This is a genomic window from Staphylococcus sp. HMSC035D11 (assembly GCF_001836075.1).
In the GTDB taxonomy this organism is placed as follows: Bacteria; Bacillota; Bacilli; order Staphylococcales; family Staphylococcaceae; genus Staphylococcus; species Staphylococcus hominis.
Window position 1 is genome coordinate 34,716 of the sequence record NZ_KV827261.1, and the last position, 24,001, is coordinate 58,716.

Annotated in this window: 20 protein-coding genes; 14 read left to right on the forward strand and 6 right to left on the reverse strand. The window is 32.7% G+C overall.

Annotated features, from left to right (window positions below; all coding sequences use genetic code 11):
• Positions 1–21: 21 nt before the first annotated feature.
• The 5 genes from HMPREF2647_RS07255 to HMPREF2647_RS07275 all read left to right on the forward strand — a co-directional run bounded on the left by HMPREF2647_RS07255 (position 22) and on the right by HMPREF2647_RS07275 (position 6,597).
• A complete protein-coding gene (locus tag HMPREF2647_RS07255) occupies positions 22–1,377 on the forward strand; it encodes a gluconate:H+ symporter (RefSeq protein ID WP_049413704.1) in 1,356 nt (451 codons plus the stop codon).
• A gap of 157 nt (positions 1,378–1,534) precedes the next feature.
• The gene (galU, locus tag HMPREF2647_RS07260; protein WP_049413706.1) at positions 1,535–2,401 is read left to right on the forward strand and encodes a UTP--glucose-1-phosphate uridylyltransferase GalU; all 867 of its coding nucleotides are present in this window, start codon (positions 1,535–1,537) and stop codon (positions 2,399–2,401) included.
• Positions 2,402–2,844: 443 nt separating this feature from the next.
• Positions 2,845–3,240, forward strand: coding sequence for a (deoxy)nucleoside triphosphate pyrophosphohydrolase (locus tag HMPREF2647_RS07265; protein ID WP_048762213.1), 396 nt, complete (start codon positions 2,845–2,847; stop codon positions 3,238–3,240).
• Positions 3,240–6,071: a DEAD/DEAH box helicase gene (locus HMPREF2647_RS07270; RefSeq protein WP_048762211.1), complete on the forward strand. Its 2,832-nt coding sequence runs from the start codon at positions 3,240–3,242 to the stop codon at positions 6,069–6,071. The genes HMPREF2647_RS07265 and HMPREF2647_RS07270 overlap by 1 nt, the downstream gene beginning before the upstream one ends.
• 334 nt (positions 6,072–6,405) lie before the next feature.
• A complete protein-coding gene (locus HMPREF2647_RS07275) occupies positions 6,406–6,597 on the forward strand; it encodes a hypothetical protein (RefSeq protein WP_002448449.1) in 192 nt (63 codons plus the stop codon).
• A 155-nt stretch (positions 6,598–6,752) separates the two neighbouring features.
• Here HMPREF2647_RS07275 and HMPREF2647_RS07280 read toward each other — a convergent pair whose 3' ends face one another.
• The gene (locus HMPREF2647_RS07280) at positions 6,753–7,034 is read right to left on the reverse strand and encodes a DUF1413 domain-containing protein (RefSeq protein WP_019834993.1); all 282 of its coding nucleotides are present in this window, start codon (positions 7,032–7,034) and stop codon (positions 6,753–6,755) included.
• A gap of 156 nt (positions 7,035–7,190) precedes the next feature.
• On the opposite strand from HMPREF2647_RS07280, the gene HMPREF2647_RS07285 reads away from it, so the two are divergent.
• Together HMPREF2647_RS07285 and HMPREF2647_RS07290 are read left to right on the forward strand one after the other, a co-directional pair.
• Positions 7,191–7,886 (forward strand): SDR family oxidoreductase, encoded by a 696-nt coding sequence (locus HMPREF2647_RS07285; RefSeq protein ID WP_019834994.1) that lies wholly within the window; start codon positions 7,191–7,193, stop codon positions 7,884–7,886.
• A 125-nt stretch (positions 7,887–8,011) separates the two neighbouring features.
• A complete protein-coding gene (locus HMPREF2647_RS07290; RefSeq protein WP_048762209.1) occupies positions 8,012–9,244 on the forward strand; it encodes an acetylornithine deacetylase in 1,233 nt (410 codons plus the stop codon).
• A 56-nt stretch (positions 9,245–9,300) separates the two neighbouring features.
• Here the strand turns inward: HMPREF2647_RS07290 and HMPREF2647_RS07295 are convergent, their stop codons facing one another.
• Together HMPREF2647_RS07295 and ppx are read right to left on the reverse strand one after the other, a co-directional pair.
• Positions 9,301–11,466 carry an RNA degradosome polyphosphate kinase gene (locus tag HMPREF2647_RS07295; protein WP_048762207.1) on the reverse strand — a complete coding sequence of 722 codons (2,166 nt, stop codon included), beginning with the start codon at positions 11,464–11,466 and terminating at the stop codon, positions 9,301–9,303.
• 102 nt (positions 11,467–11,568) lie between these two features.
• A complete protein-coding gene (gene ppx, locus HMPREF2647_RS07300; RefSeq protein ID WP_070859798.1) occupies positions 11,569–13,110 on the reverse strand; it encodes an exopolyphosphatase in 1,542 nt (513 codons plus the stop codon).
• Between the two features lie 215 nt (positions 13,111–13,325).
• On the opposite strand from ppx, the gene HMPREF2647_RS07305 reads away from it, so the two are divergent.
• Positions 13,326–14,144: an SDR family oxidoreductase gene (locus tag HMPREF2647_RS07305; RefSeq protein WP_070859801.1), complete on the forward strand. Its 819-nt coding sequence runs from the start codon at positions 13,326–13,328 to the stop codon at positions 14,142–14,144.
• Positions 14,145–14,531: 387 nt separating this feature from the next.
• Here HMPREF2647_RS07305 and HMPREF2647_RS07310 read toward each other — a convergent pair whose 3' ends face one another.
• Positions 14,532–15,608, reverse strand: coding sequence for a M42 family metallopeptidase (locus HMPREF2647_RS07310; RefSeq protein WP_017175008.1), 1,077 nt, complete (start codon positions 15,606–15,608; stop codon positions 14,532–14,534).
• A gap of 164 nt (positions 15,609–15,772) precedes the next feature.
• On the opposite strand from HMPREF2647_RS07310, the gene HMPREF2647_RS07315 reads away from it, so the two are divergent.
• Entirely contained in the window at positions 15,773–16,231 is a 459-nt protein-coding gene (locus HMPREF2647_RS07315) for a DUF1307 domain-containing protein (RefSeq protein WP_070859804.1), read from the forward strand.
• A 53-nt stretch (positions 16,232–16,284) separates the two neighbouring features.
• Here HMPREF2647_RS07315 and HMPREF2647_RS07320 read toward each other — a convergent pair whose 3' ends face one another.
• Positions 16,285–17,865, reverse strand: coding sequence for an FMN-binding glutamate synthase family protein (locus HMPREF2647_RS07320; protein ID WP_070859806.1), 1,581 nt, complete (start codon positions 17,863–17,865; stop codon positions 16,285–16,287).
• Between the two features lie 183 nt (positions 17,866–18,048).
• Between HMPREF2647_RS07320 and lnsB the strand changes: the two genes are divergently transcribed.
• From lnsB to HMPREF2647_RS07345, 5 genes are all read left to right on the forward strand, one after another.
• Positions 18,049–18,831 (forward strand): CPBP family lipoprotein N-acylation protein LnsB, encoded by a 783-nt coding sequence (gene lnsB / locus HMPREF2647_RS07325; RefSeq protein ID WP_070859808.1) that lies wholly within the window; start codon positions 18,049–18,051, stop codon positions 18,829–18,831.
• Positions 18,832–18,853: 22 nt separating this feature from the next.
• The gene (locus HMPREF2647_RS07330; protein WP_049434362.1) at positions 18,854–19,663 is read left to right on the forward strand and encodes a CPBP family intramembrane glutamic endopeptidase; all 810 of its coding nucleotides are present in this window, start codon (positions 18,854–18,856) and stop codon (positions 19,661–19,663) included.
• Between the two features lie 129 nt (positions 19,664–19,792).
• On the forward strand, positions 19,793–20,455 hold the full coding sequence (locus tag HMPREF2647_RS07335) for an ABC transporter ATP-binding protein (RefSeq protein ID WP_019835003.1): 663 nt from the start codon (positions 19,793–19,795) through the stop codon (positions 20,453–20,455).
• Positions 20,448–21,224, forward strand: coding sequence for an ABC transporter permease (gene fetB / locus HMPREF2647_RS07340; protein ID WP_019835004.1), 777 nt, complete (start codon positions 20,448–20,450; stop codon positions 21,222–21,224). The genes HMPREF2647_RS07335 and fetB overlap by 8 nt, the downstream gene beginning before the upstream one ends.
• A gap of 131 nt (positions 21,225–21,355) precedes the next feature.
• Entirely contained in the window at positions 21,356–22,531 is a 1,176-nt protein-coding gene (locus HMPREF2647_RS07345) for an MFS transporter (RefSeq protein WP_049382410.1), read from the forward strand.
• Between the two features lie 48 nt (positions 22,532–22,579).
• Here the strand turns inward: HMPREF2647_RS07345 and HMPREF2647_RS07350 are convergent, their stop codons facing one another.
• Entirely contained in the window at positions 22,580–23,929 is a 1,350-nt protein-coding gene (locus HMPREF2647_RS07350; protein WP_048762192.1) for a carboxylesterase family protein, read from the reverse strand.
• Positions 23,930–24,001 lie beyond the last annotated feature (72 nt).

The window sequence follows — 24,001 nt, forward strand, 5'->3', positions numbered from 1 at the left end:
ACATTAAAGGGGAGAAGACAAATGGGAACAATATGGACACTAGCAAGTGTGGTCATTGGAATCGTATTACTACTGACACTGATTATTTTCTTAAAACTAAACACATTTATTTCATTAATTATTACATCTATTGTAACAGCCATCTTATTAGGCATGCCTTTAAATAAAGTAATGGAAACGATAGAAGCAGGTATGGGCGGCACCCTAGGTCATATTGCACTGATTTTTGGATTAGGCGCGATACTTGGTAAATTGCTGGCAGATGGTGGAGGCGCCAACCGTATTGCGGATACACTGATTGATACATTTGGACCAAAACATGTTCAATGGGCAATGTTGATTGCAGCCTTCATCGTTGGTATTGCATTATTCTTTGAAGTAGGATTAGTATTACTCATTCCACTTGTTTTTACAATTGCTAAACGTGCGAAAGTGTCACCACTGAAACTAGGATTACCTATGGTAACAGCATTATCTGTGACACATGGTTTTTTACCACCACATCCTGGTCCAGTAGTTATAGCAAAAGAATTAAAAGCGAATATTGGACATGTGTTACTATATGGGATTATTATTGCCATTCCAGTGACACTCATTGCAGGTCCAATCTTTAATAAATTTGCACAAAAACTCATCCCATCTGCTTATACACGTGAAGGGGATATTTCAGCACTTGGTTCACAAAAAGAATTTAAAGCATCTGAAATGCCAAGTTTTGGTTTAAGTATACTCACTGCTGTATTACCTGTTATTTTAATGTTATTATCAACGGTTGTTCAATTAGTGACTGGACATGAAACTGCTAAAAATCTGTTTGAACAAATCATTTACTTTATCGGTACAGCAGGTACAGCGATGTTAATTTCAGTCATCTTTGCTATTTTTTCAATGGGCTTACATAGAGGAAGAAAAATGGATGACATTATGAAATCTGTAACGAATGCTATTTACCCAATTGGGATGATGATTTTAATTATTGGTGGTGGCGGTACATTTAAACAAGTTCTCATTGATGGTGGTGTAGGGGATACGATTGCTAAGCTATTCGAAGGTTCAACTATGTCACCTATCTTACTAGCATGGATTGTCGCTGCAGTATTACGTATTGCACTAGGTTCAGCAACAGTCGCAGCAATTTCAACAACAGGTATCGTCTTACCATTATTACAACATTCAGATGCCAATGTGGCACTTGTCGTACTTGCCATTGGTGCAGGGAGCGTTATCTTATCACACGTTAACGATGCTGGATTCTGGATGTTCAAAGAATATTTCGGATTGACTGTGAAAGAAACATTCTTAACTTGGTCATTACTTGAAACCATCATTTCAGTATCGGGCATCATCTTTATCTTATTCATTAGTTTATTTGTATAACTTATTAAAGAAGTAAGAGAGAAATCATTGAATTTCAATCTTGCTTCTTATTTTTTATATCATGGAAGAATACAGTCAATCGCTATGAATGACAATAAAAGAATGATAAACTTACTTATAATATAAAAGACAGAATGCGCAAAGGAGATATTCGAGTTTGAAACAGATAAAGAAAGCCATCATACCTGCGGCTGGTTTAGGGACACGTTTTTTACCAGCGACAAAAGCCATGCCTAAGGAAATGCTTCCTATTTTAGATAAGCCAACGATTCAATATATTGTTGAAGAAGCGGCACGTGCAGGCATTGAAGATATTATTATTGTGACTGGTAAACATAAACGTGCGATTGAAGATCACTTCGATAATCAAAAAGAACTAGAAATGGTCCTTGAAGAAAAAGGGAAAACAGACTTACTAGAAAAAGTACATTATTCTACAGATTTAGCGAATATCTTCTATGTACGCCAAAAAGAACAAAAAGGATTAGGACATGCCATTTATACTGCGCGTCAATTCATTGGTAACGAACCGTTTGCAGTATTATTAGGTGATGATATCGTAGAGTCTGAAGAGCCAGCAATTAAACAATTAATGAATGTATATGAAGAAACAGGACATTCTGTTATTGGAGTGCAAGAAGTGCCTGGAAATGTGACTCACCGTTATGGCATAATTGATCCATTAGAGAAACAAGGTCGTCGCTATGAAGTGAAACAATTTGTTGAAAAACCTGAACAAGGTACAGCACCTTCTAATTTAGCGATTATGGGACGTTATATTTTAACGCCAGAAATTTTCGATTATTTAAAAACACAAAAAGAAGGCGCCGGTAATGAGATTCAATTAACCGACGCGATTGAACGTATGAATAGTGCTGTTCCAGTGTATGCATATGACTTTGATGGTGATCGTTATGATGTTGGAGAAAAATTAGGCTTCGTTAAAACGACAATAGAATATGCGTTAAAAGATCCTAAAATGAAAGATGAACTCGTAACATTTATTAAACATTTAGGATTATAATAATTAAAGTGCCTAAGACATTGAAGAACAAGTGGTTATTCTTCAATCTTCTTAGACACTTCAATCTCATCAAAACTAAACCTAAAAACAGGACACACCCTATTTTCCGCTAAGGCGTGCCCTGATTAGAGAAGGTATAAATTGTCGACAAACACTTCTCTAATCATAAATCCTCAACATCCCAGAAAATTTTTTTCTGAGAAACTTTTCCTCAGCGTCTTAGGACTTCTCCTAAGACATTTTTATTATATAATATAAAATTTGAATATCATAGATGTTGCAATAGCAATAATTCGACTAATAATATCACTTTTCGAGAAAATTAAGATTTTCTTGGATAAGTGATATTTTATTTTTAAAGAAACTCAATTCTAGTATATTATTGATGAAAAAGCGAAGTTTGATAAAATTATAATAAATAAACTAAAACAGAGGTGTTATTTATGAAAAAAAATATTAACGTTGTTGGTGCAGTCATTTATTCAGAAAATAAAATCCTATGTGCACAACGTAATGAAAATATGAGTTTACCTCTAAAATGGGAATTTCCAGGTGGAAAAATAGAAAAGGGAGAAACAGAAGAAGAAGCTTTAATTAGAGAAATAAACGAAGAAATGAAATGCGATTTAACTGTAGAAAATAAAATAATAGCAGCTGAATATGAATATGACTTTGGGATTGTTAACCTTACAACTTATAAATGTACATTAAATAATGAAATGCCAACTTTAACAGAACATAAAGAAATAAAATGGTTAGAACCCGATGAACTTGCTAAATTAGATTGGGCGCCTGCTGATATCCCAACTGTAGAAATAATCGTTAAAGGTAAAAATTAATGGAAGACAAACTAATATTAAATCTAAATCAGTCCTTAAAAAAAGGATTTATTGATAAAAACCTGACAAATGAAAGTAATTTAACTCCTAAGTTACTTGTAAATAATAAAAATCAAAACGTGCTTACTTCTATTATTAATGAATTAGAAAAATGTTATTCTTTTTTTATATCTGTAGCATTTATAACAGAAAGTGGTTTGGCAAGTTTAAAAGCTATATTCAATGATTTAAATCATAAAGGGATCAAAGGTAAGTTAATCACTTCTAATTATTTAGGTTTTAATACACCTAAAATGTATAGAGAATTATTAAAACTAGAAAATATAGAAGTTCGATTAACTGATGTAGAAGGCTTTCACGCTAAAGGATACATATTTGACCATGAAGATTACTCTTCAATGATTATAGGAAGTTCCAACTTAACATCGACTGCTATGAAAATAAATTATGAACATAATATTTTATTATCTACTCATAAAAATGGAGAGTTAATTTATAATTTAAAAAATCAATTTGAAGTGCTTTGGGAAAATAGTATAAATCTAAATTCTCAATGGGTTAATGATTATGAAGAAACATTTGAGTCTAAATTATATAAAGATTTTCTGAAAATAAATAGAGAACAAAATCATCTGGTTAATCGTTTTAAAAAATCTAATGAAATCCAACCTAACATTATGCAAGAAGAAGCATTAATGTCTTTAAAAAAACTTAGAAATTCTGGAGAGAAGAAAGGATTAGTAATTTCAGCAACTGGAACAGGTAAAACGATTTTATGTGCCTTAGATGTTAGAAACTATAATCCTCAAAAATTTTTATTTATTGTTCATAATGAAGGTATTTTGAAAAAGGCAATGAAAGAATTTAAAAAAGTTTTTCCGTTTAATCAAGAAACAGATTTTGGTTTTTATACTGGTAAATATAAAGATATCGAATCAAAATATCTTTTTGCAACAATTCAAACATTGTCTAACAATAATAATTATGAGATTTTTGATAAAAAAGAATTTGATTATATTGTTTTTGATGAAGCTCATAGAACAGATGCGTCGACCTATCAGATTATAATGAATTATTTCCGACCTAATTTTATGCTTGGTATGACTGCTACACCTGAAAGAACTGATGAGGGAAATATTTTTGAGTTATTTGATAATAACGTTGCTTATGAAATTAGGCTACCTAAAGCTTTAGAAAGTGATATTTTATGTCCGTTTCATTATTTTGGAGTAACTGATTACATTCATAATGGTGTAACAAGTGATGATTATACTGAATTAAAAGATTTGACTTCAGATGAAAGAATAAAACATATTATTGAAAAAACAAATTATTATGGATACTCAGGTAGTCAGTTAAAAGGACTTATTTTTGTAAGTCGAAAAGAAGAAGCGATCGAAATAGCTGAAAAATTATCTCTTAATAATATTCCGAGTAAAGCTTTAATAGGTTCAGATACTCAGAATAAGAGAACAAAAGTAATAAATGAATTGATTAATGGAAAAATCAATTATATTGTCACTGTTAATTTATTTAATGAAGGAATAGACATTCCAGAAGTTAATCAAATAGTGATGCTAAGAAGTACTCAATCCAGCATTATATTTACTCAACAACTTGGAAGGGGCTTAAGAAAAAGTTCAGAAAAAGAGTTTGTAACGATTATCGACTTTATTGGAAATTATGAAAATAATTATTTAATTCCTATTGCTTTATCAGATAATCAATCTCATAACAAAGATGACTATCGAAAATTTCTGACTGAACCTAATAAATTAAGTGGTGTGTCAACTATTAACTTTGAGGAAATAGCTAAAAAGAAAATTTTCAAATCAATTGATCATGCTAATTTAAATAGTACTAAAATAATAAAAGAAGCATTTGAAAACGTAAAAGAAAGAATAGGTAGAAGACCTATGCTTATGGATTTCATTACTCAAAATTCTATTGATCCGAAAGTCATTATATCTAAATTTAATAATTATTATTTATTTTTGAAAAAGTATAATTATATTGGGGAAATTTTTAGGAAAGATGCTGTAAAAAATCTAACTTTTTTATCAAAAGAATTACTACCAGGCTTGAAAAAATCTGATTATGAAGTCTTAGAGAATATGATAAAAGGAAATGATTATTCGCTAAAATCTGAGGATGATATGAAAACTTCTTTAAATATTTTGTCGTTAAATTACTTTGGTAAAAATGAAAAAGAAAGGTATGGAAGTCCAATTGTAGATCCTAATACAAAAAGACTAAGTAAAACTTTTTCTGAATATCTTAAAGACGAAGATTATCGATCATTTGTTTTTGATATTTTAAATTTGGCAAAGTATTATAATGAAAAAATTCAAAATTCAGGGAATGACTTAATTTTATATAATCAATATACGCGCTTAGACTTTCTTAAATTAGTCAATTGGAGAAACGATAAAAAAAACATGGCAAATAATATATATGGATATAGAGTGCTTGATGGATATATACCATTATTTATTACTTATCATAAATCAGAAGATATAGATGATAGTATAAAATATGAAGATCATTTCTTAAATCAAGAAGAGTTGGCTTGGGTTTCAAGAAAAAACGTATCTTTAAAGAATAAAGAAATAAATCAAATTATTAATCATAAAGAGGACGGTAAGACAATATATATTTTTGTTAAGAAAAATGACTCTGAAGGCTCGCAGCATTATTACTTAGGAGAAGCTGAGTATATGAAAGGTAGCGCAAATGAGACAACTAATGTCACAGAAGATAAGATTGTAACTATGAATTTTATAATGAAAACTCCAATTAGGGATGATATTTATAGATATTTAGTAAATTAAATAGCGATTTATCGTTAGTTTTAATTAAATTAAATAAATTGAGTGAATATGTATTTAAACTTATTTTATCACTAAATATTTTTTAGAAAAGAAGCATAAGATTTAATGATTTTATGCTTCTTTTTTTAATTAATTAGCAAAGAATTTGAAGGAATTGAAATTTTTTCTATTCCTTAACATACTTGTCATTTAAATTCAACTTACATGTGAAAAAATGAACAAACAAATTTTTAAATTATTGAACTATTTGTGAAAATCATCACATATCCCTTTTAAAATAAAAAAAAGCGTGTATGATAAGAATTGTAAGGAATAAGTAATTGGAGTGATACTAATGAGAAAGGTAATAGAAGGCGTTATTTTTTCTGAAGAAGGTAGCTACGATATTTATTTAAAAACAGGCGTAAACCAAGGATTAATTAGTGATATAAAAGATGGATATATGACAATTGATTCAATGTCTTATTTAGATGCTGAACGTTTATACTTCTATGGTCTCGAACGTAAAACACTAGTTACAAATTAAAATACAGAATTGAATGACCTCCTATAACATTCATGAACGTATAATATCATGCCCTCGTTGGTGAGCAATCGAGGGCATACCCTAAATATACCCCCAATCATTTTTGGATAATGTGTTAAAACCCACATCTCACTTCCCTTGATGTGGGTTTTTTATTATAAAGATTTAAAGTTGTTCTTCACTTCGTTATATTGATACTCTTGATTATACAATTTGAACTTATAGCCATCTTCACTAGAAAAAGGCATTCGAATATTTAGAATGTGATCCATTCGTGCAATAAATTCTCTTTCTTGACGTGTGCGTTCTTTGACACTCATGTTTAACCATTCTTCTTTAGTAAATAAATCTTCGAAACGAAATGAAAAACTTGTGCGGCCTACTTTTTGACGTAATGCTTGAACTAATGGACTAAAATCTTTCGCAATCACAGACATATTCTATTCCCCTTTATTTATAGTAATATATATCTTCACTTTATTACGTTTACTTTTAAATTACAATCTATAAATGAGACTTTAAATTGATACAGACGTTTATTTATAGAGAATTATGGAAATTGAATGAATAAACAACAATAAAGGATGATGAATATGGCTAAATTAACAGATAAAGTTGCGATTATTACAGGTGCGAGTAGTGGAATTGGTGAAGCAACAGCCAAACGACTTGCTGAAGAAGGCGCTAAAGTTGTGCTAGCTGGTCGTAGTGATGAGAAGTTACAACGTGTTGCAGAACATTTGAATGAAGGAGACTACCTTATTACACCAACCAATGTGATGTATCGTGATGACGTTGATGCGCTCGTAGAAAATGCGATTGCTAAATTTGGAAAAGTCGATATCTTTGTCAATTGTGCAGGCATTAACTTATCTTCTAAAATCACAGATTACAAAGTAGACGATTGGGATAAAATGGTTGATACGAATATTAAAGGGTTATTATATGGTCTGAATGCCGTACTTCCTCATTTTGAAGAACAATCTAGTGGTCATATTGTCAATATGGCATCTATTTCAGGCTTTGAAGTTAATAAGACAAGTGCATTATACAGTGCAACGAAATCTGCTGTATTACGTATCGTAGAAGCTTTAGAAAAAGAGCTTGCGCGAACAGGCATTAAATCAACAAGTATTTTACCAGGAATGGTAGATACGCCTATGACAGAAGGATATGACTTTGGTGATAGAAAGAAATTAGATCCTGAGAATATAGCTGATGCGGTGATCTATGCAGTGACACAACCTGCACATGTGAATGTTAATGAAGTCATCGTTCGTCCAGTTTAAATCTAATGAGAATAAGAGCGTTTCTTGCCTATGGTAGGGAACGCTCCTTTTTTATCCGTCAATATGAGTGTTGAAATGTTACACTTATATTGAAAGATAATATAACTTAAAAGGGTGATAAAGTAATGGAACAACGTTTATTTGAATTGCTAGATGTATTAGTCAAATATAATACGGAGAGTCCTCCTGGACGTAATACGGATCCTTTACAAGATGAGATTGAGCACATATTAAAAACACTAAACTTTGATATTCAACGTGAACATTTATATGAAAATGATAGTGTGATCGTCGCAACATTAAAAGGGGAAGATGAGGATGCACCTAAATTAATTCTCAATGGTCATGTAGATGTGGCAAATGTGGACGATGATTCTAATTGGCAATATCCACCGTTTCAATTGACTGAAAAAGAGGGATGGCTATATGGTCGTGGTGTGAGTGATATGAAAGGCGGTATGGCCTCGCTGTTTTATGTGCTTGAAAAACTACATCAAGAAGGACGACGACCTAAAGGAGATATTGTCGTGCAATCTGTAGTAGGAGAAGAAGTGGGTGAAGCGGGAACAAAACGCGCATGTGAAATCGGTCCTCAAGCAGATTTAGCATTAGTATTAGATACAAGTGAAAATATGGCACTTGGACAAGGCGGGGTCATTACAGGGTGGATTACTGTTAAAAGTAAGAATACCATTCATGATGGCGCACGTAGTCAAACGATTCATGCTGGCGGAGGTTTATTTGGTGCGAGTGCAATTGAAAAAATGACTAAAATCATTCAAGCACTGAATGAACTTGAACAACACTGGGCAGTAATGAAACATAGTCCTGGGATGCCACCAGGTGCGAATACAATTAATCCAGCAGTTATTGAAGGGGGACGTCATCCTGCTTTTATTGCTGATGAATGTCGTTTATGGATTACGGTTCATTATTTACCGAATGAAAGTTATGACGACGTTACAAAAGAGATAGAAGCGTATTTAAATCGTGTTGCAGATGCAGACATTTGGTTGAGAGAGAACCCGTTACAGTTCGAATGGGGCGGTGAATCAATGATAGAAGATAAAGGAGAAATTTTCCCAAGTTTTACGATTCCATTAGAACATCCCGGCTTTAAACAATTACAAGATGCGCATTATCACGTTCATCATAGCGAAATGAAACATGGTATGAGTACCACAGTGACAGATGGAGGTTGGACAGCTCATTTTGATATTCCAACCATTTTATATGGTCCAGGTAGTTTAGAAGAAGCTCATAGTGTGGATGAAAAGATAGAAGCACAAGAACTTCAAACTTATAGTGATGTGTTATATACATTCTTAAAACACTGGTATGAACATCCTGAGAAATAAATTAAAAAGCCAAGTCGTGCTTATGAATGACACGACTTGGCTATTTTATAGTCATATTATTTTTTTAATGTTTTTCGAAGACGATTGACCCAGCTAGCTCTTCTTTTGGAAACGACGGGCATTCCTGAAGGCTGGGTTGTCTCCTTTTTTAGCTTTTTACCATATTTAACTGCTTCTTTCATCAAGTAAGCTTGTGAATTTAATGGTGATAAATCATTTTGAACGTAATGATAATCACCATATTGATCTTGATAACGTCCTTTTTGATTATCAGATAATTGTAAATTCATAAAGTCTACAAGACGTTTACCGATTTCTTTATCTTCTACAGGGAATAAGATTTCAACACGTTTAATCATGTTACGTGTCATTACGTCTGCAGATGATAAATAAATACGTTCGTCACCATTATTGTAGAAGTAGTAAATACGAGAGTGTTCTAATAGACGACCTACAATACTGACAACTTCAATATTTTCGCTGACCCCTGGAATGCCTGGTTTTAGGCAACAGATACCGCGAATAATGAGTTGAATTTTAACACCCGCTTGAGATGCTTCAAATAATTTTTCAATGATGGCCTTATCAGTTAAGGAGTTCATTTTCATCATAATTTTACCGTTACCATGTTGACGATGACTTGCAATTTCTTTATCAATGCGATCAATAAAGACGTCACGAATATCGAATGGTGCGACAATTAATTTATTATATTCAGGTTTAACTGAGTAACCACTTAAATAGTTAAAGAAATTAATGGCATCTTCAGCAATTAATTTATCTGTCGTAATCACACCCATATCTGTGTATAGTTTTGCAGTTTTATCGTTATAGTTACCTGTACCTAAGTGTACGAATGAAGTTAATTCGCCACCGATACGTTTAACGACAAGAGCAATTTTACTATGGGTTTTTAAATGGGTCATACCATAAATAACGTGACAACCTGCATCTTCTAACATACGTGCCCAATGAACGTTATTTTCTTCGTCGAAACGCGCTTTTAATTCTACAAGTACAGTCACTTGTTTACCATTTTCAGCCGCTTCTTTTAAGCTTTTAATAATGGGTGAATCTTTACTTACACGATAAAGCGTTTGTTTAATCGCAATCGTGTTAGGATCTTCAGCTGCTTCACGAATAAAGTCTACGATAGGCTCAAATGATTCGTATGGGTGATGGAAAAAGACATCACGTTTTAATGCAAGATCATACACATTATTGTTACCTAATGAACGTGGAATTTGTGGTGTATATTTATCATATGTTAAATATTTCAATTTATGGGATAGATGGTCAACTAAGCCAAAGATAAATGTTAAATCTAAAGGTCCATTAAGTAAGTAAACGTCTTGTTCATCCACTTCTAAAGTGTCTGTTAACCATCCTAAATCTTCGATAGACGCTGTACGATTGTCGACTTCTAAGCGTACAGCAGAACCACTTTTACGTTCTTTTAAGAAGCGTTCAATTTCGATAAGTAAGTCTTCAGCACCATCTTCATGAATCGTTAAATCAGCATTTCGAGTAATTCTAAATGTAAAGGTATTTAATACTTCATAGCCTGTAAATAAGTGATTAATGAAGTGTGTAATGACATCTTCTACCATGACTACATATTGTTTTGAACCTTCATTATAAGTTAAAAATCTAGGGATAAGAGATGGAATTTGAACAATCGCTGAGTTAATGGCATCATCTGTATCGATATCTACGAAGATATTTAGACTTTTATTATTTAGTTTTGGGAAAGGATGGTATGCATCTATACCAAGTGGTGTTAACGTTGGTAAAATAGTTAGTTTAAAATCTCTTTCTAACTTGCTTAAAATAGAGTCAGATAAGTTTTCTGGTTTACACATAACAATGTCATAATTGCGTAATTCTTCGATAAGTTCGTTATAGCGTTCATATTGTATATTGACATATTTTTTAGCTTTTTCTTGAATCGCATCTACTTGTTCTTGTGGTGTCATTTGTGTTTTGTTTTCAGGTTTATCGAATCCCATTTTTACTTGGTCTTTTAAACCAGCCACACGCACCATAAAGAATTCATCTAAGTTCGAACTAAAGATAGATACGAAATTTAATTTTTCTAATAGTGGATTGTTGTTATCATAAGCTTCTTGTAATACACGATAGTTGAAATCTAACCAACTGAGTTCGCGATTATTATAGTACTTCGGCAAGCTAATATCATAGTCTCCCAATTGAGTTTGCATATTCAAAATACACCTCGTCATTTCTTCGATTATCAATCTTTCTATTTGTAAAAATATATAGTCTATGACAGAACTATCTACCTATAATATAGCATACAAATTTTAAGATTTTGTAAAGACAATGGATACTGATCCTTTAAGAATCTTTTCGATATGCTTTTTCTGTCTTAATGCTTGATATTTCTCAGCAATCGGTTCGCCTTCAGTATAATGTACGGTCAGTTCATAATCGTCATTGCCTTTTTTCGTTTCTTTTAAAGTCACGTCTTCAACAAAGCTAGTTTGTGAAATATTTAAAGCATTCACAAATTTAATAATGCCACCTAATGCTTGAATTGTTTCAATTTCCTTATTACTGAACCAATCTGTTTCTTTACAATAAAATTTAAGTAAAGATTTATTTTTAAAACTTGCTAAAAGGGCGAGTTTAACGCGATCTTTATGTGTATAACCATTAATCATTGAGTTCGCGATAATATAATACGTATGTGGAGAACTTGAATCTGAATCAATAAATCTACCTAAATAATAAATATAGGTCGCTTCTTCAAAGAGACGTTGCTCTGTGTTATTAATCTTTAAATCACCTAAATCCATTAATTGTTTTAATAAAGATTGCGCTAATTTTAGACGACCTTGTGAGCTACGTTCTTCGATGTGATAGTCATGTGCTAAGAAATAAATCGATTCTTTACGCACATTATTTTTGTCAAATACATCTGGATAGCGTGAGCGAATTTGTTTAATAATATAGCCTTCACGTAAACCATTTCTTGAAAATGTGAATTGCTTCGCATCTATTTTTTTATAAAGTGTCTTAAATACTGACACCGCTGGAAGAATAATATCTGCACGATCGCGACTTAATCCATCTAGGTTATTTAACTCATCACGTGAACTTTTACGTATAATATCGTACACTTCATCAATATCTTTATCTGACATTGTATAATTGTGTACGCCACTTATAGGATAAGTGTGTTCAGATTGATGGATACGTGCTACGTTACGTGCAGAACCACCGACACCGACTAATGCAACGTCTTGATCTTTAAGCCAATCTAATGTACTAAATTGTTGAGATAAGAATTTCTCCATATCTTTGATCGCGCCTTTATCATTGTGGTCTTTGCCATCAAAGAATTTACGTTTTAACGTTACTACACCGAAAGGAAAACTATGTGATTCAAATAATTCTTTATCCTTAAATAAAGTAACTTCAGTTGAACCACCACCGATGTCTACAGATACACCATTTTCAATTTCCGTAGTATGAGTAATAGCATAGTAACCATAATATGCTTCGTCTTTTTCAGGAATAATTGAAATTTCAATATCAAGTTCATCTTTCACTTTTTTAACAATGTCATCCTTGTTCTCAGATTGACGAATCGCTGCTGTTGCGATAGGATGCAATTCTTTTACTTCAAATTTTTCAGATACAGATTTAAAACTGCGTAATGCTTCAATGAGCACTTTAATACCTTCTTGACTCATTTTATTTTCTTTTGTCAAATATTGACTCAAGCGAGCAGGCGTTTTAATGTTGAGCAATTCATTTAATCCTGCCTCTTTGCTAAATTTAAAGATAACTAATCTAATCGTATTCGAGCCAATATCTATTAATCCTATACGTTCTTCCATCATGGCCTCCTAAGTCTTTCAATACTTCCTATTATAGTTTTATTTTACATGAATTTTATTAATAGAAAAAGATACGAATCATATTTACATTTCTTTGGATATAGAAAAGAATTCAATTGTAAAACGATTTCATTTTTAGTATCACGTTTAATCTGAACTATTTAGTGGAAGAATAAGGTTGTATTAGAAAACAAGTTCACTAGGAGTGTGACAAGATGAGACGTTTAGAAAATAAAATTGCAGTCATCACAGGTGCAAGTACAGGTATTGGACAAGCATCGGCAAAAGTGTTAGCGCAAGAAGGAGCACATGTCTTAGCACTTGATATTTCAGATGAATTAGAAAAAACTGTAGATGACATTAATCAAGAGGGCGGTAAAGCGACAGCTTATAAAGTTGATATCTCTCAAGATCAACAAGTGAAAGATTTTGCTGAGAAAGTTAAACAAGACTATGGTCACATTGACATTATCTTCAACAATGCAGGTGTAGATAATGGGGCAGGACGTATTCATGAATATCCAGTTGAAGTATTTGATAAAATTATGTCTGTCGATATGAGAGGTACATTCTTAGTAACGAAATTCTTATTACCATTAATGTTGGATAATGGAGGTTCAATCATTAATACAGCTTCATTCTCAGGACAAGCAGCAGACTTGTATCGTTCTGGTTATAATGCCGCTAAAGGTGGCGTCATTAATTTCACTAAATCGATTGCGATTGAATATGGCCGTGAAAATATTCGTGCGAACGCGATTGCACCAGGTACCATTGAAACACCGCTTGTAGATAATTTAGCTGGTACATCTGAAGACGAAGCGGGTAAAACATTCCGCGATAATCAGAAATGGGTCACTCCACTTGGTCGTTTAGGACAACCTGAAGAAGTAGGTAAATTGGTTGCTTTCCTAGCATCAGATGATAGTTCATTTATTACAGGTGAAACGATTCGTATTGATGGTGGTGTGATGGCATACACTTGGCCTGGTGAAATGTTAAGTGAAGATAAATGGAAACATTCTGTAGAATAAATCATAGTGGATATATTAGCGTTTAAGTGTGAGAGAAGGCTTCAGTATGAGGCTGTCTCTCGCTTTTTATGTATTTAGATAAATAATTCTATTTTATAAAAATGGTATAATATTGTCGTCGTCTTTCCTTTAGACGGTAGTACGTTTAAAGGAGGTGAAGTTATGACGTTAATATTTGGACTCGTTATTGCACCTATATTAAATAGGTGGCTCAATATATTGTTTGATTATTGGTTTGAACAATATAAGAATAAAAAAGACGGCAGATAATCCAATACACAAAGAACCCCTAGTCTAGGGCAATAGACTAGGGGTTCGCATCGTTATGACGTTAATACTCGTTAATGTGATATTAACATAAGTAGATGTAACATTTCAATATTCAAATTACCATTTGATTTGATTATACGTTTGGTCATTTAAAGAACGTACAATTTCAGTGATTAATCGTACTGAATTTTCATAATCATCTGTATGGAGAACAGATACATTTGAGTGCATATAGCGTAATGCCACACCAATAGCAATTGTTGGAATACCATCGTTAGCAACATGGATACTACCAGCATCTGTACCACCGCGTGGTGTAGTATCCCATTGAACCGTAATATAATGTTTTTTTGCCACTTCTTTAATATGTTGACGTAAGCCTTGATGTGCCACATTTGAAGCATCCATTAAAATAATTACCGGACCGTCACCAATGGCTGTATCACTACCATATTGTGCCATTCCAGGTGTATCATATGCGACCGCAACGTCGACTGCAATAGCTAAATCGGGGTTGATTTTATTTGCTGCGACTTTAGCGCCACGTAAACCAACTTCTTCTTGTACAGTGCCACCTGCATATAAATTAATACCGATCGATTCATCTTTAAGATTGTTAAGTACGTCAATAGCAAGTGCACAACCGTATCGATTATCAAATGCTTTGGCAGTTAAATATTTACCATTTGCAAGTTGTTCAAACTCACTATAAGGTGTAATCATATTTCCAATTTCAATACCGTATTGTTCAGCATCTGCTTTACTTCTAACACCAATATCAATAAACATGTCTTTGATATCGATAGACTTTTTGCGTGCTTCTGGTTCAAGTACATGTGGAGGTTTAGAACCAATAATACCTCGTATTTCTTTACCATCGTCAGTCGTGATGGTTACTTTTTGAGATAACATCACTTGGCTCCACCAACCGCCAATAGGTTGGAATTTAATAAATCCATTATTATCAATTTTAGTGACGATGAATCCAATTTCATCTAAATGACCAGCTAACATTAATGATTTAGATCCCGTTTTACTTTCCTTTTTACCGAAGATACCACCCAAACCATCTTCGATAATCTCATCACTAATAGGTGTTAAATAGTCTCGCATTTTTTCTTTAACTTGGTACTCATAACCAGCGATACCATTAACATCTGTTAATGTTTTGAGTAATTCGATAGATTCTTTCATACATTGAGTCCTCCTAAAAACGTTGTTAAGTGTATTGTAGCATGGATAAAATGAATTTTATGAACAATAGTTTATCATATCTATGCAAATTAAATGTATCCCATTCATAGTTGGTAAGTGATATAATTTGTTTAAAATTAAATATGGGGAAGTAGATGAGCATAATGAAAAAAGTCTTAACATTATTTGTGTTGTCAGTGTTAAGTGTTTGTATATTAGGGGCTTGTAGTCAATCACGTTCAAAAACATACGAAGGTGATATTGATGGTAAGCATGTTCATACAACATTAACTTATAAAAAAAATAAAGTGATTAAACAATCAACTGTCAGTACTTTAAAATATGATGATCTGGGAATGTCTAAACAAGAAGGTGAAAAATCTTTTAAAGACTATCGTCCATTAAAAGGGGAAAAGGGCGTAACATATACGCTAAGTAGTAGGCATCAAAAAATAGTTGAAAACATAGATATTGATTATAACAAAGCAAACTTAAAAGACGTTAGTCGTTACTTTGCATTAGCACATTATTCTAAAAACTATAAAAAAGTGACAATGGATGGTACGGTCAAAGAACTTAAAAAAATTGGATTCAAGAAAAAAAGCAATATGAATGAAGAATAATAAAAAAGTGAGACAACCTTTCGATGATATAGATTGTCTCACTTTTTTGTTGACTATTGAATAAGTTTTAATTTATAACTTGCGATATCTTCAATATGTCCATTTTTTCTTTTAATCACAATATGATCTTCTGTAATTTCATTTGGACTTTTAACACCTACTGCAGCTGCAACATTAAATAATCCCTCGTGTAAACTAGTCACATAGTTTGTGACACGATATTGCTTTTCTTCAACAATTAAAGCCTTTTCTTTTTTAGGATCCGTTGTTGCGACGCCAACTGGGCAAGTATTTAAATGACATTGTTGGCTCATAATGCAACCAATGCTGATCATCATACCTCTTGCAATATTACATAAATCAGCACCAAGTCCAAGTGCAATGGCTATTTTATCTGGTGTAATAAGTTTTCCAGATGCGAATATCTTCATATATTTGCGTGCATCATAACGTTCTAAAACACCAGTAACGATTGGAAGGGCAGTAAAAAGTGGGAGGCCAACACCATCTTGTAATTCTTGGAAAGTTGCCCCTGTTCCACCTTCACCACCATCAACAGTAATAAAGTTTGGATAAATATCTAGGTTAATCATTTCTTGAACAAGGGCTTCAACTTCATCAACTCTGCTTACCACAATTTTAAAGCCCACAGGTTTCTGACCGAGTTTTTGCAACTTAGCTACAAATTCTAATAACTCTTTTGGATTATTAATGAAATCGAAGCGGTTAGGTGAGTTGATTGTCTTATAGGGTTCGATATTACGAATTTTAGCAATTTCTTCTGTAACTTTATTGCCCTCCATATGACCACCACGTGTCTTAGCACCTTGTGCAAGCTTAATTTCAAATGCTTTAACTTCTTTATGGTTTGCCACATTTAAGAAAGCTTCTTCACTAAAACCACCGTCTTTATCTCTCACGCCGAATAAACCTGGTCCAATTTGATAAATAATATCGCAGCCACCTTTAAGATGATATTCAGATAATCCACCTTCCCCTGTATTCATCCATGTGCCAGCACGTGCAAGTCCTTGAGATAATGCAGTAATCGCGCGCCCACCTAATGAGCCATAACTCATACCAGATTGGCCTACTAAACGTTTGACTTTAAAGGGATGTGCTAATTCTTCGCCTATAATAACTGCATGATCATCTGATAAATAATAAGGATCGATGTGTTTATTCTCACGATGTTCTTCACGCTTAAACAATCGTTCATTATCGATTGAATAAATAAATGTTGAAATCATTGAATGGTTATCAATTTGAAGTTCTGACTTTTGTAATGGAAACATAGCGTTTCGAATATAAAAGCCTTCTTCATAGTTTTTTTCTGTACCAAAACTAGTCATTCTTGAATGATATTTACCTGCTAAAACGATATCAGTATATTGATTTCTTGAAAATGGTTTTCCTTCGGTATCATTTGCAAATAAATATTGACGTAATTCTGGTCCTATTTTCTCTGAAAAGTAACGTACTCTGCCTAATACAGGAAAGTTACGTAACACACTATGTTGTTCTTGTCTTTTATCTTTGAATAAAAGATATAACCCAACCATTAATATAGAAAGTAACACCATAATAATAAGAATATTAACTATAAATTGCATGGCAGTAAGTAAAGTTGTCATGCCCATCCCCCCTCAATTCTCTTTATACTGTAAATCTTACATCAAAAAATTTTATTTACAAATATAAATAAATAGATTTAATATTTATCTTTAAATATCAAATTGTGGAAAAGTTAGAATCTCTTATGACAATAATGTTTTTAAATGATAAAGTACTATATGCGTAGATAGTTGAGGTGATATATGAAAAAAGAAAAAGATGTGATCACACAAGTGGTATCAAAAAATCGATGGGGTAATCCTGAAATAATAAAAAAAGATTTTCTACTCATTCCTTTGTTTATCTTTTTCCAAATTTTAACGCCTATTATTATTGTTTTTGGTGTATTAGGTGTGACGGCTATGGTTACCCAACAACCACCGCCATCTTATTTATATAATGTGATGCTAAGTTTAAGTTTTGTGATTGCTCAATTTATTGTGTTAGGATTATTTTTCACATTACATAAGTTTTATATTGCGAGTGTTGTACGACGACAATATCGTATTGCGATTCATCAGTATTTGAAATTGATTATAATCATCGTAATCGTTAGTGTGATGTTATATTATGGTTTTAATGCATTGGCACACATGTTACCGCATCCTTTTGGCTACGTAGACACACAAGCACAACGTCGTTTAGAAGGATTGTTTATTCATCCAAGTGCACTGATATTCACTTTTATTTCAGTAGTATTATTACGACCCTTAATTGATGAGTTACTATTTCGTCATCTATTGATTCATGAATTAGGCAAAAAATTTAATCTTTTAGTAATGATGATTGTTAGTGTGTTAATAGAAACCATTGTCCAAGTATATGATTTAATTTCAATATTGGAAGCCATGCCTTACATGATTATTTCAATAGGTGCAGTGATTGTATATATGAAAAGTGGGAAAAATTTAGCAGCGTCCTATCTTTATCATAGTACTGTACAACTCATCATATTTATTATTACAATGATTGATAAGCTTGTTTAAATAGAAAGAATAGGAGAGTTATATGACTTCGGAACATAATGATACATACTACCAAACCTCAGAGCAGCGACCGATAAGAAATGAATTTGATTCAAAACGTATTGTTAAACGTGATTTTTGGCTCATACCTACATATTTAGTCATGAATATTGTTTTTCCGTTGATTCTTACATTTATTGTGATGGGAATAATTTCAGGCATCACAGGAGGTCATATATCGGAAAGTAAGTTTACAAAATATTATTTAGGATATGCCCAAGTCTTTACGTTAATTGGTCAATGTCTTGTATTAGTAGTCTTTTATTTAATGCATCGCAAAACCATTATTCCTATTGCCATCTCACGATTCAAAGCTTTAAAAAAACATATTCCACTCATTATCATTGTGATGGTGGCCCTTTATGTGTTGCAAGGCGCATATGGTTATTTAATGGAATTTTTACCGAAACAATATCAGTTTGATGATACAGAAAATAACAAAATGATTATTAAAATGTTTGAAATCAATTGGCTTTGGCCTGTTTTATTTTTAGATATTGTGATTATTACACCTGTTGTAGAAGAATTATTATTTAGACATTTGTTAATTCATGAGTTAGGTAAAAAATTAACGTATGGTGTGATGTATGTCGTGTCAGTGCTCGGGTTTGCAGGATTACATATGACAAGTGCATCATCACCATTTGAAGTTGGCCCTTATTTAATTATGGCTACAGGATTTGTTGTGGCATATCACTTAAGTGGTCGAAATTTAGCGATGACGATTACCCTTCATATGATAAATAATTTTGTTTCTTTTATAGCGATTATTATGAGTATCATTTGGGGTTAAGAGTAAGAGGTAGAGTCATTGAAATTCAAAAAATAGTAACATTGAATTTCATTACTTTGCCTCTTTTTTTGTTATGATAAAAAAGAATATGTCATCCCATTAAAGAGTAAAGATAAGGAGGAAACGCTTGTGTTATTAGAAGTAAAACATCTGACCTATAAAGCAGATCAACGAACGATACTCAATAATATTAATTTTAAATTAGATCAAGGTGAAACCGTTGCAGTAGTTGGTCCTTCTGGAAGCGGAAAAAGTACATTCTTAAAGCAACTCAACAATTTAATTAGTCCGACTGAAGGAGAATTATTATTTAAAGGAAAACCATATGATGAGTATCGTCCTGAAGAATTACGTTCTAAAATTAGTTACATGATGCAACAAAGTGAATTATTTGGAACGACAGTAGGCGACAATATGGCTTTCCCAGCATTAACGCATTATGATCAATTTGATGAAGATAAAGCGAATGATTTACTTAATAAAGTCGGCTTATCAAATTATAGTCTAGATTCTAAAATAGAACATATGTCTGGGGGAGAACGTCAACGTATTGCTATTGCACGCCAGTTAATGTATCAACCAGAGATATTACTCCTAGATGAATCAACGAGTGCACTTGATACGCAAAATAAAGAAAAAATTGAAGATATTATCTTTAAATTAGCAGATGAAGGCGTCGCTATATTATGGATTACCCATAGTAATGATCAAAGTATGAGAAACTTTCAAAGAAGGATTACTATTAAAGATGGTCAGATTACAAATGAGGAGGTGTTAAATCATAATGAGTAATACAGCGCTTTGTTTAACAGCATTATTATTATTAATTCCTATTATTATTTCATATAAAGAAGGCTTACATATTATCAAAGATTTAGTCGTCGCTTCGATTAGAGCGGTGGTTCAATTATTAATTTTAGGATTGATATTAGAATATATTTTTAAAATTGATCAAGTATGGATATTATTGATTGCAGTATTAGTCATTATTATTAACGCTTCTTGGAATACCATTAATCGTGCATCGCCTGTTATGCATCATGTGTTTTGGATTTCTTTTGTTTCTATATTTATATCAACAGCAATTCCATTAGCATGTGCAGTGCTTGCTGGTGCCATCGATTTTAAAGCAAATGATGTCATTCCTATCGGCGGTATGCTTGCAAATAATGGTTTAATTGCCATTAATTTGGCATATCAAAATTTAGATCGTGCGTTCGTTCGAGATGTAGACGATATTGAATCTAAGTTAACATTAGCAGCAACGCCAAAGCTTGCGTCTAAAGGGGCGATTCGTGAAAGTATTCGTTTAGCGATTGTTCCAACAATTGATTCTGTAAAAACATATGGGTTAGTGTCTATTCCGGGTATGATGACAGGATTAATTATTGGAGGTATGGCACCATTACAAGCCATCAAATTCCAATTACTTGTTGTGTTTATTCATACTACTGCAACGATTATGTCTGCATTGATTGCAACGTATTTAAGTTATGGTCAATTCTTTAATGCACGTCATCAACTCGTAGCACGTACAACTAATATAAAAGACAATAACTAAATCTCAATGACATATTTTTTCGCACAAAAGTTTAAGAAATTATTATATAATGAAACAGTTACGAATGATAAAGGTTACCATTGCGTAACTGTTTTTTTATGCCAAAATATAGAAAGAAAGGAGTCCTATGCATGTCTGTCATGCGAGTGGCAACCTTCATTATTAGTGTGTTTATCGTCGGTATGGTTGAGATGATGGTTGCAGGAATTATGAATTTAATGAGTGAAGACCTCGGTGTCTCTGAAGCGATTATTGGTCAGCTTGTGACTTTATATGCATTAACATTCGCTATTTGTGGACCCATACTTGTTAAGCTTACGAATCGCTTTGCAGTACGACCGGTCTTATTATGGACACTCGTTGCATTTATCATTGGAAATGCAATGATTGCGATGGCGCCTAACTTTACTATTTTAGTGATTGGACGTATCTTATCTTCAGCAGCCGCTTCACTCATTATCGTTAAAGTCTTAGCTTTAACAGCGATGTTAACGATACCTAAAAATAGAGGGAAAATGATTGGTGTCGTTTATACTGGATTTAGTGGGGCTAATGTATTTGGCGTCCCAATCGGTACGATGATTGGGGATGCAATAGGTTGGAGATTTACGTTCTTATTTATTATTATTGTGAGTGTGATAGCTGGTGTACTGATGATGGTATATTTACCATCAACATCAGAATTAAATCAAGTTCAACGTCAATGGGGTTCAACTTCAAATAAACAGCCAAATACATCTAAAATTTTAAGACCGGTGGAGGTAGTCAAATATTTAGCAATTACTTTTTTAATTTTAGTAGCAAATTCTGTGACATTTGTTTATATTAATCCTCTTATTTTGAATCATGGTCATCAAATGGGATTTGTATCATTGGCGTTATTAGTGAATGGGATTGCAGGAGTGATTGGTACGTCGTTAGGTGGCATATTAGCAGATAAACTTAGCAGTAAACGTTGGCTAATCATTGCCTTTTCTATTTTTATAGTTATGATGTTGATAATGAATCTTATTTTGCATACTGTTACCATATTATTAATTGGATTGTTTATATGGAATATTGTACAGTGGAGTACCAACCCAGCAATTCAAAGTGGTATAATTGAACATGTTGAAGGTGATACGAGTCAAGTGATGAGTTGGAATATGTCGAGTCTGAATGCGGGAATAGGATTTGGGGGCATTATTGGAGGACTCGTTGTTTCAAATATCTCTGTTCAAGCAGTCACGATTGTGAGCGCAATGGTTGGAGCTATGGGTCTTATTATTGTCATAAGTTTAAAAAATATGTCTTATATAAAAAATTAAGTAGGAAGTGGAACAGAATTCATTTTGAATTCATTGTTCCGCTTCTTTTTATTTATATATATAACAATAAGGTGTTTGAGGAGAATAAGATGGCCACGGCATAGTGTGGTATGTCGCAAAATAGATTAAATCATCTATCATGTGTTTACTGAGATGACGTTCATGTTCTAATGAGTTCACACCATGCGCTTTTAAAATCTCTAATTTTCCAAACCAAAACACTAAATCTAAAATATGATAAGCAGATTGAAACGGTGATGCATTAGAAAGGCACCAGTCAAAACGTAATTTCCAACAATGGGGATTGTTGTCAAGTTGATTTAAAAATGAAATTGCAGGTGTTTCAAAATAATGCGTTGTCACCATACGGGCTTGGTCTTTACCAGTTTGAGCTTGAGAAATGTGAAGGTGTATATCATTTAATGTCATGACTTCCACAAAGCGCTCAGGTGATAATTTTCTAGATTCATTGCGAATATAAATATTGCCTTCCTCTTTCGTAGTACCTATAACAACCGGTTTAGTAAATTGAGAAAGGGGACGAGACATGTTTGACTCTTGAATAGGTGCATAAATCAATTCAAGACCTTTTGATTTTCCGCGTGATGCTTCATCATAAGCCATTAATGATAATATCTCTAAAGTTGTTAAATGAGTCATTCTTTTTTTAGGAAAATAGGTATCTTTCAGATAGGCAAAATGGGCTGCTTTCTTTTGTCCTAATAAATGAGAATCAAGACGTAGCGTTCCACTTAATAACATCACTTGATGATAGTATTTATCTAATTCTGGTCGTTGCATTAATGCCATAATACTCATACTACCAGCAGACTGTCCCATTAATGTTATATTGTTTGAATTTCCACCGAAATATTTAATAAACGTATGTATCCATTTGAGTGCATTAATTTGATCAGACAAACCATTGTTTTTATTATAATCGCTATTGAAGTAAGACCAGTCTAAAAATCCTAAAGCACCTAAACGATAATTAAACGTAATGACAATGACATCATGTTGTTCAACAATATGTTCAGGTGTATAAAGTTCCTGAGAACCATGTCCGTTCACAAAGCCACCACCATAAAAATAGATAATGACAGGCTTATTGTTATATTGATTATTTTGACACCAAATATTTAAATATAAACAGTCTTCACTTTGATTAAATAATTGAGCATGTGATGAGAAGAAGGTTTCGAGTTTGTTGTAGGGTTGTGGTGGTATAGATTTAAACGATGTTGCTTCAATGGTCTTATTCCAAGTTTTTAAGCATTTCGAGTGTTTAAATCGATGTTCATTGATAGGTTGATTAGCATAAGGAATCCCGAGAAAGTAATTAATTTTCTTTTTAGTATAGCCTTTAATATCTCCGCCATGTGTTTTAATTAAGGTCAACAGTATCATCTCCATACTTATCTTATATCTAATATAACATTAAAAAAAACGTCTGAAGCAAGTTGAGACTAT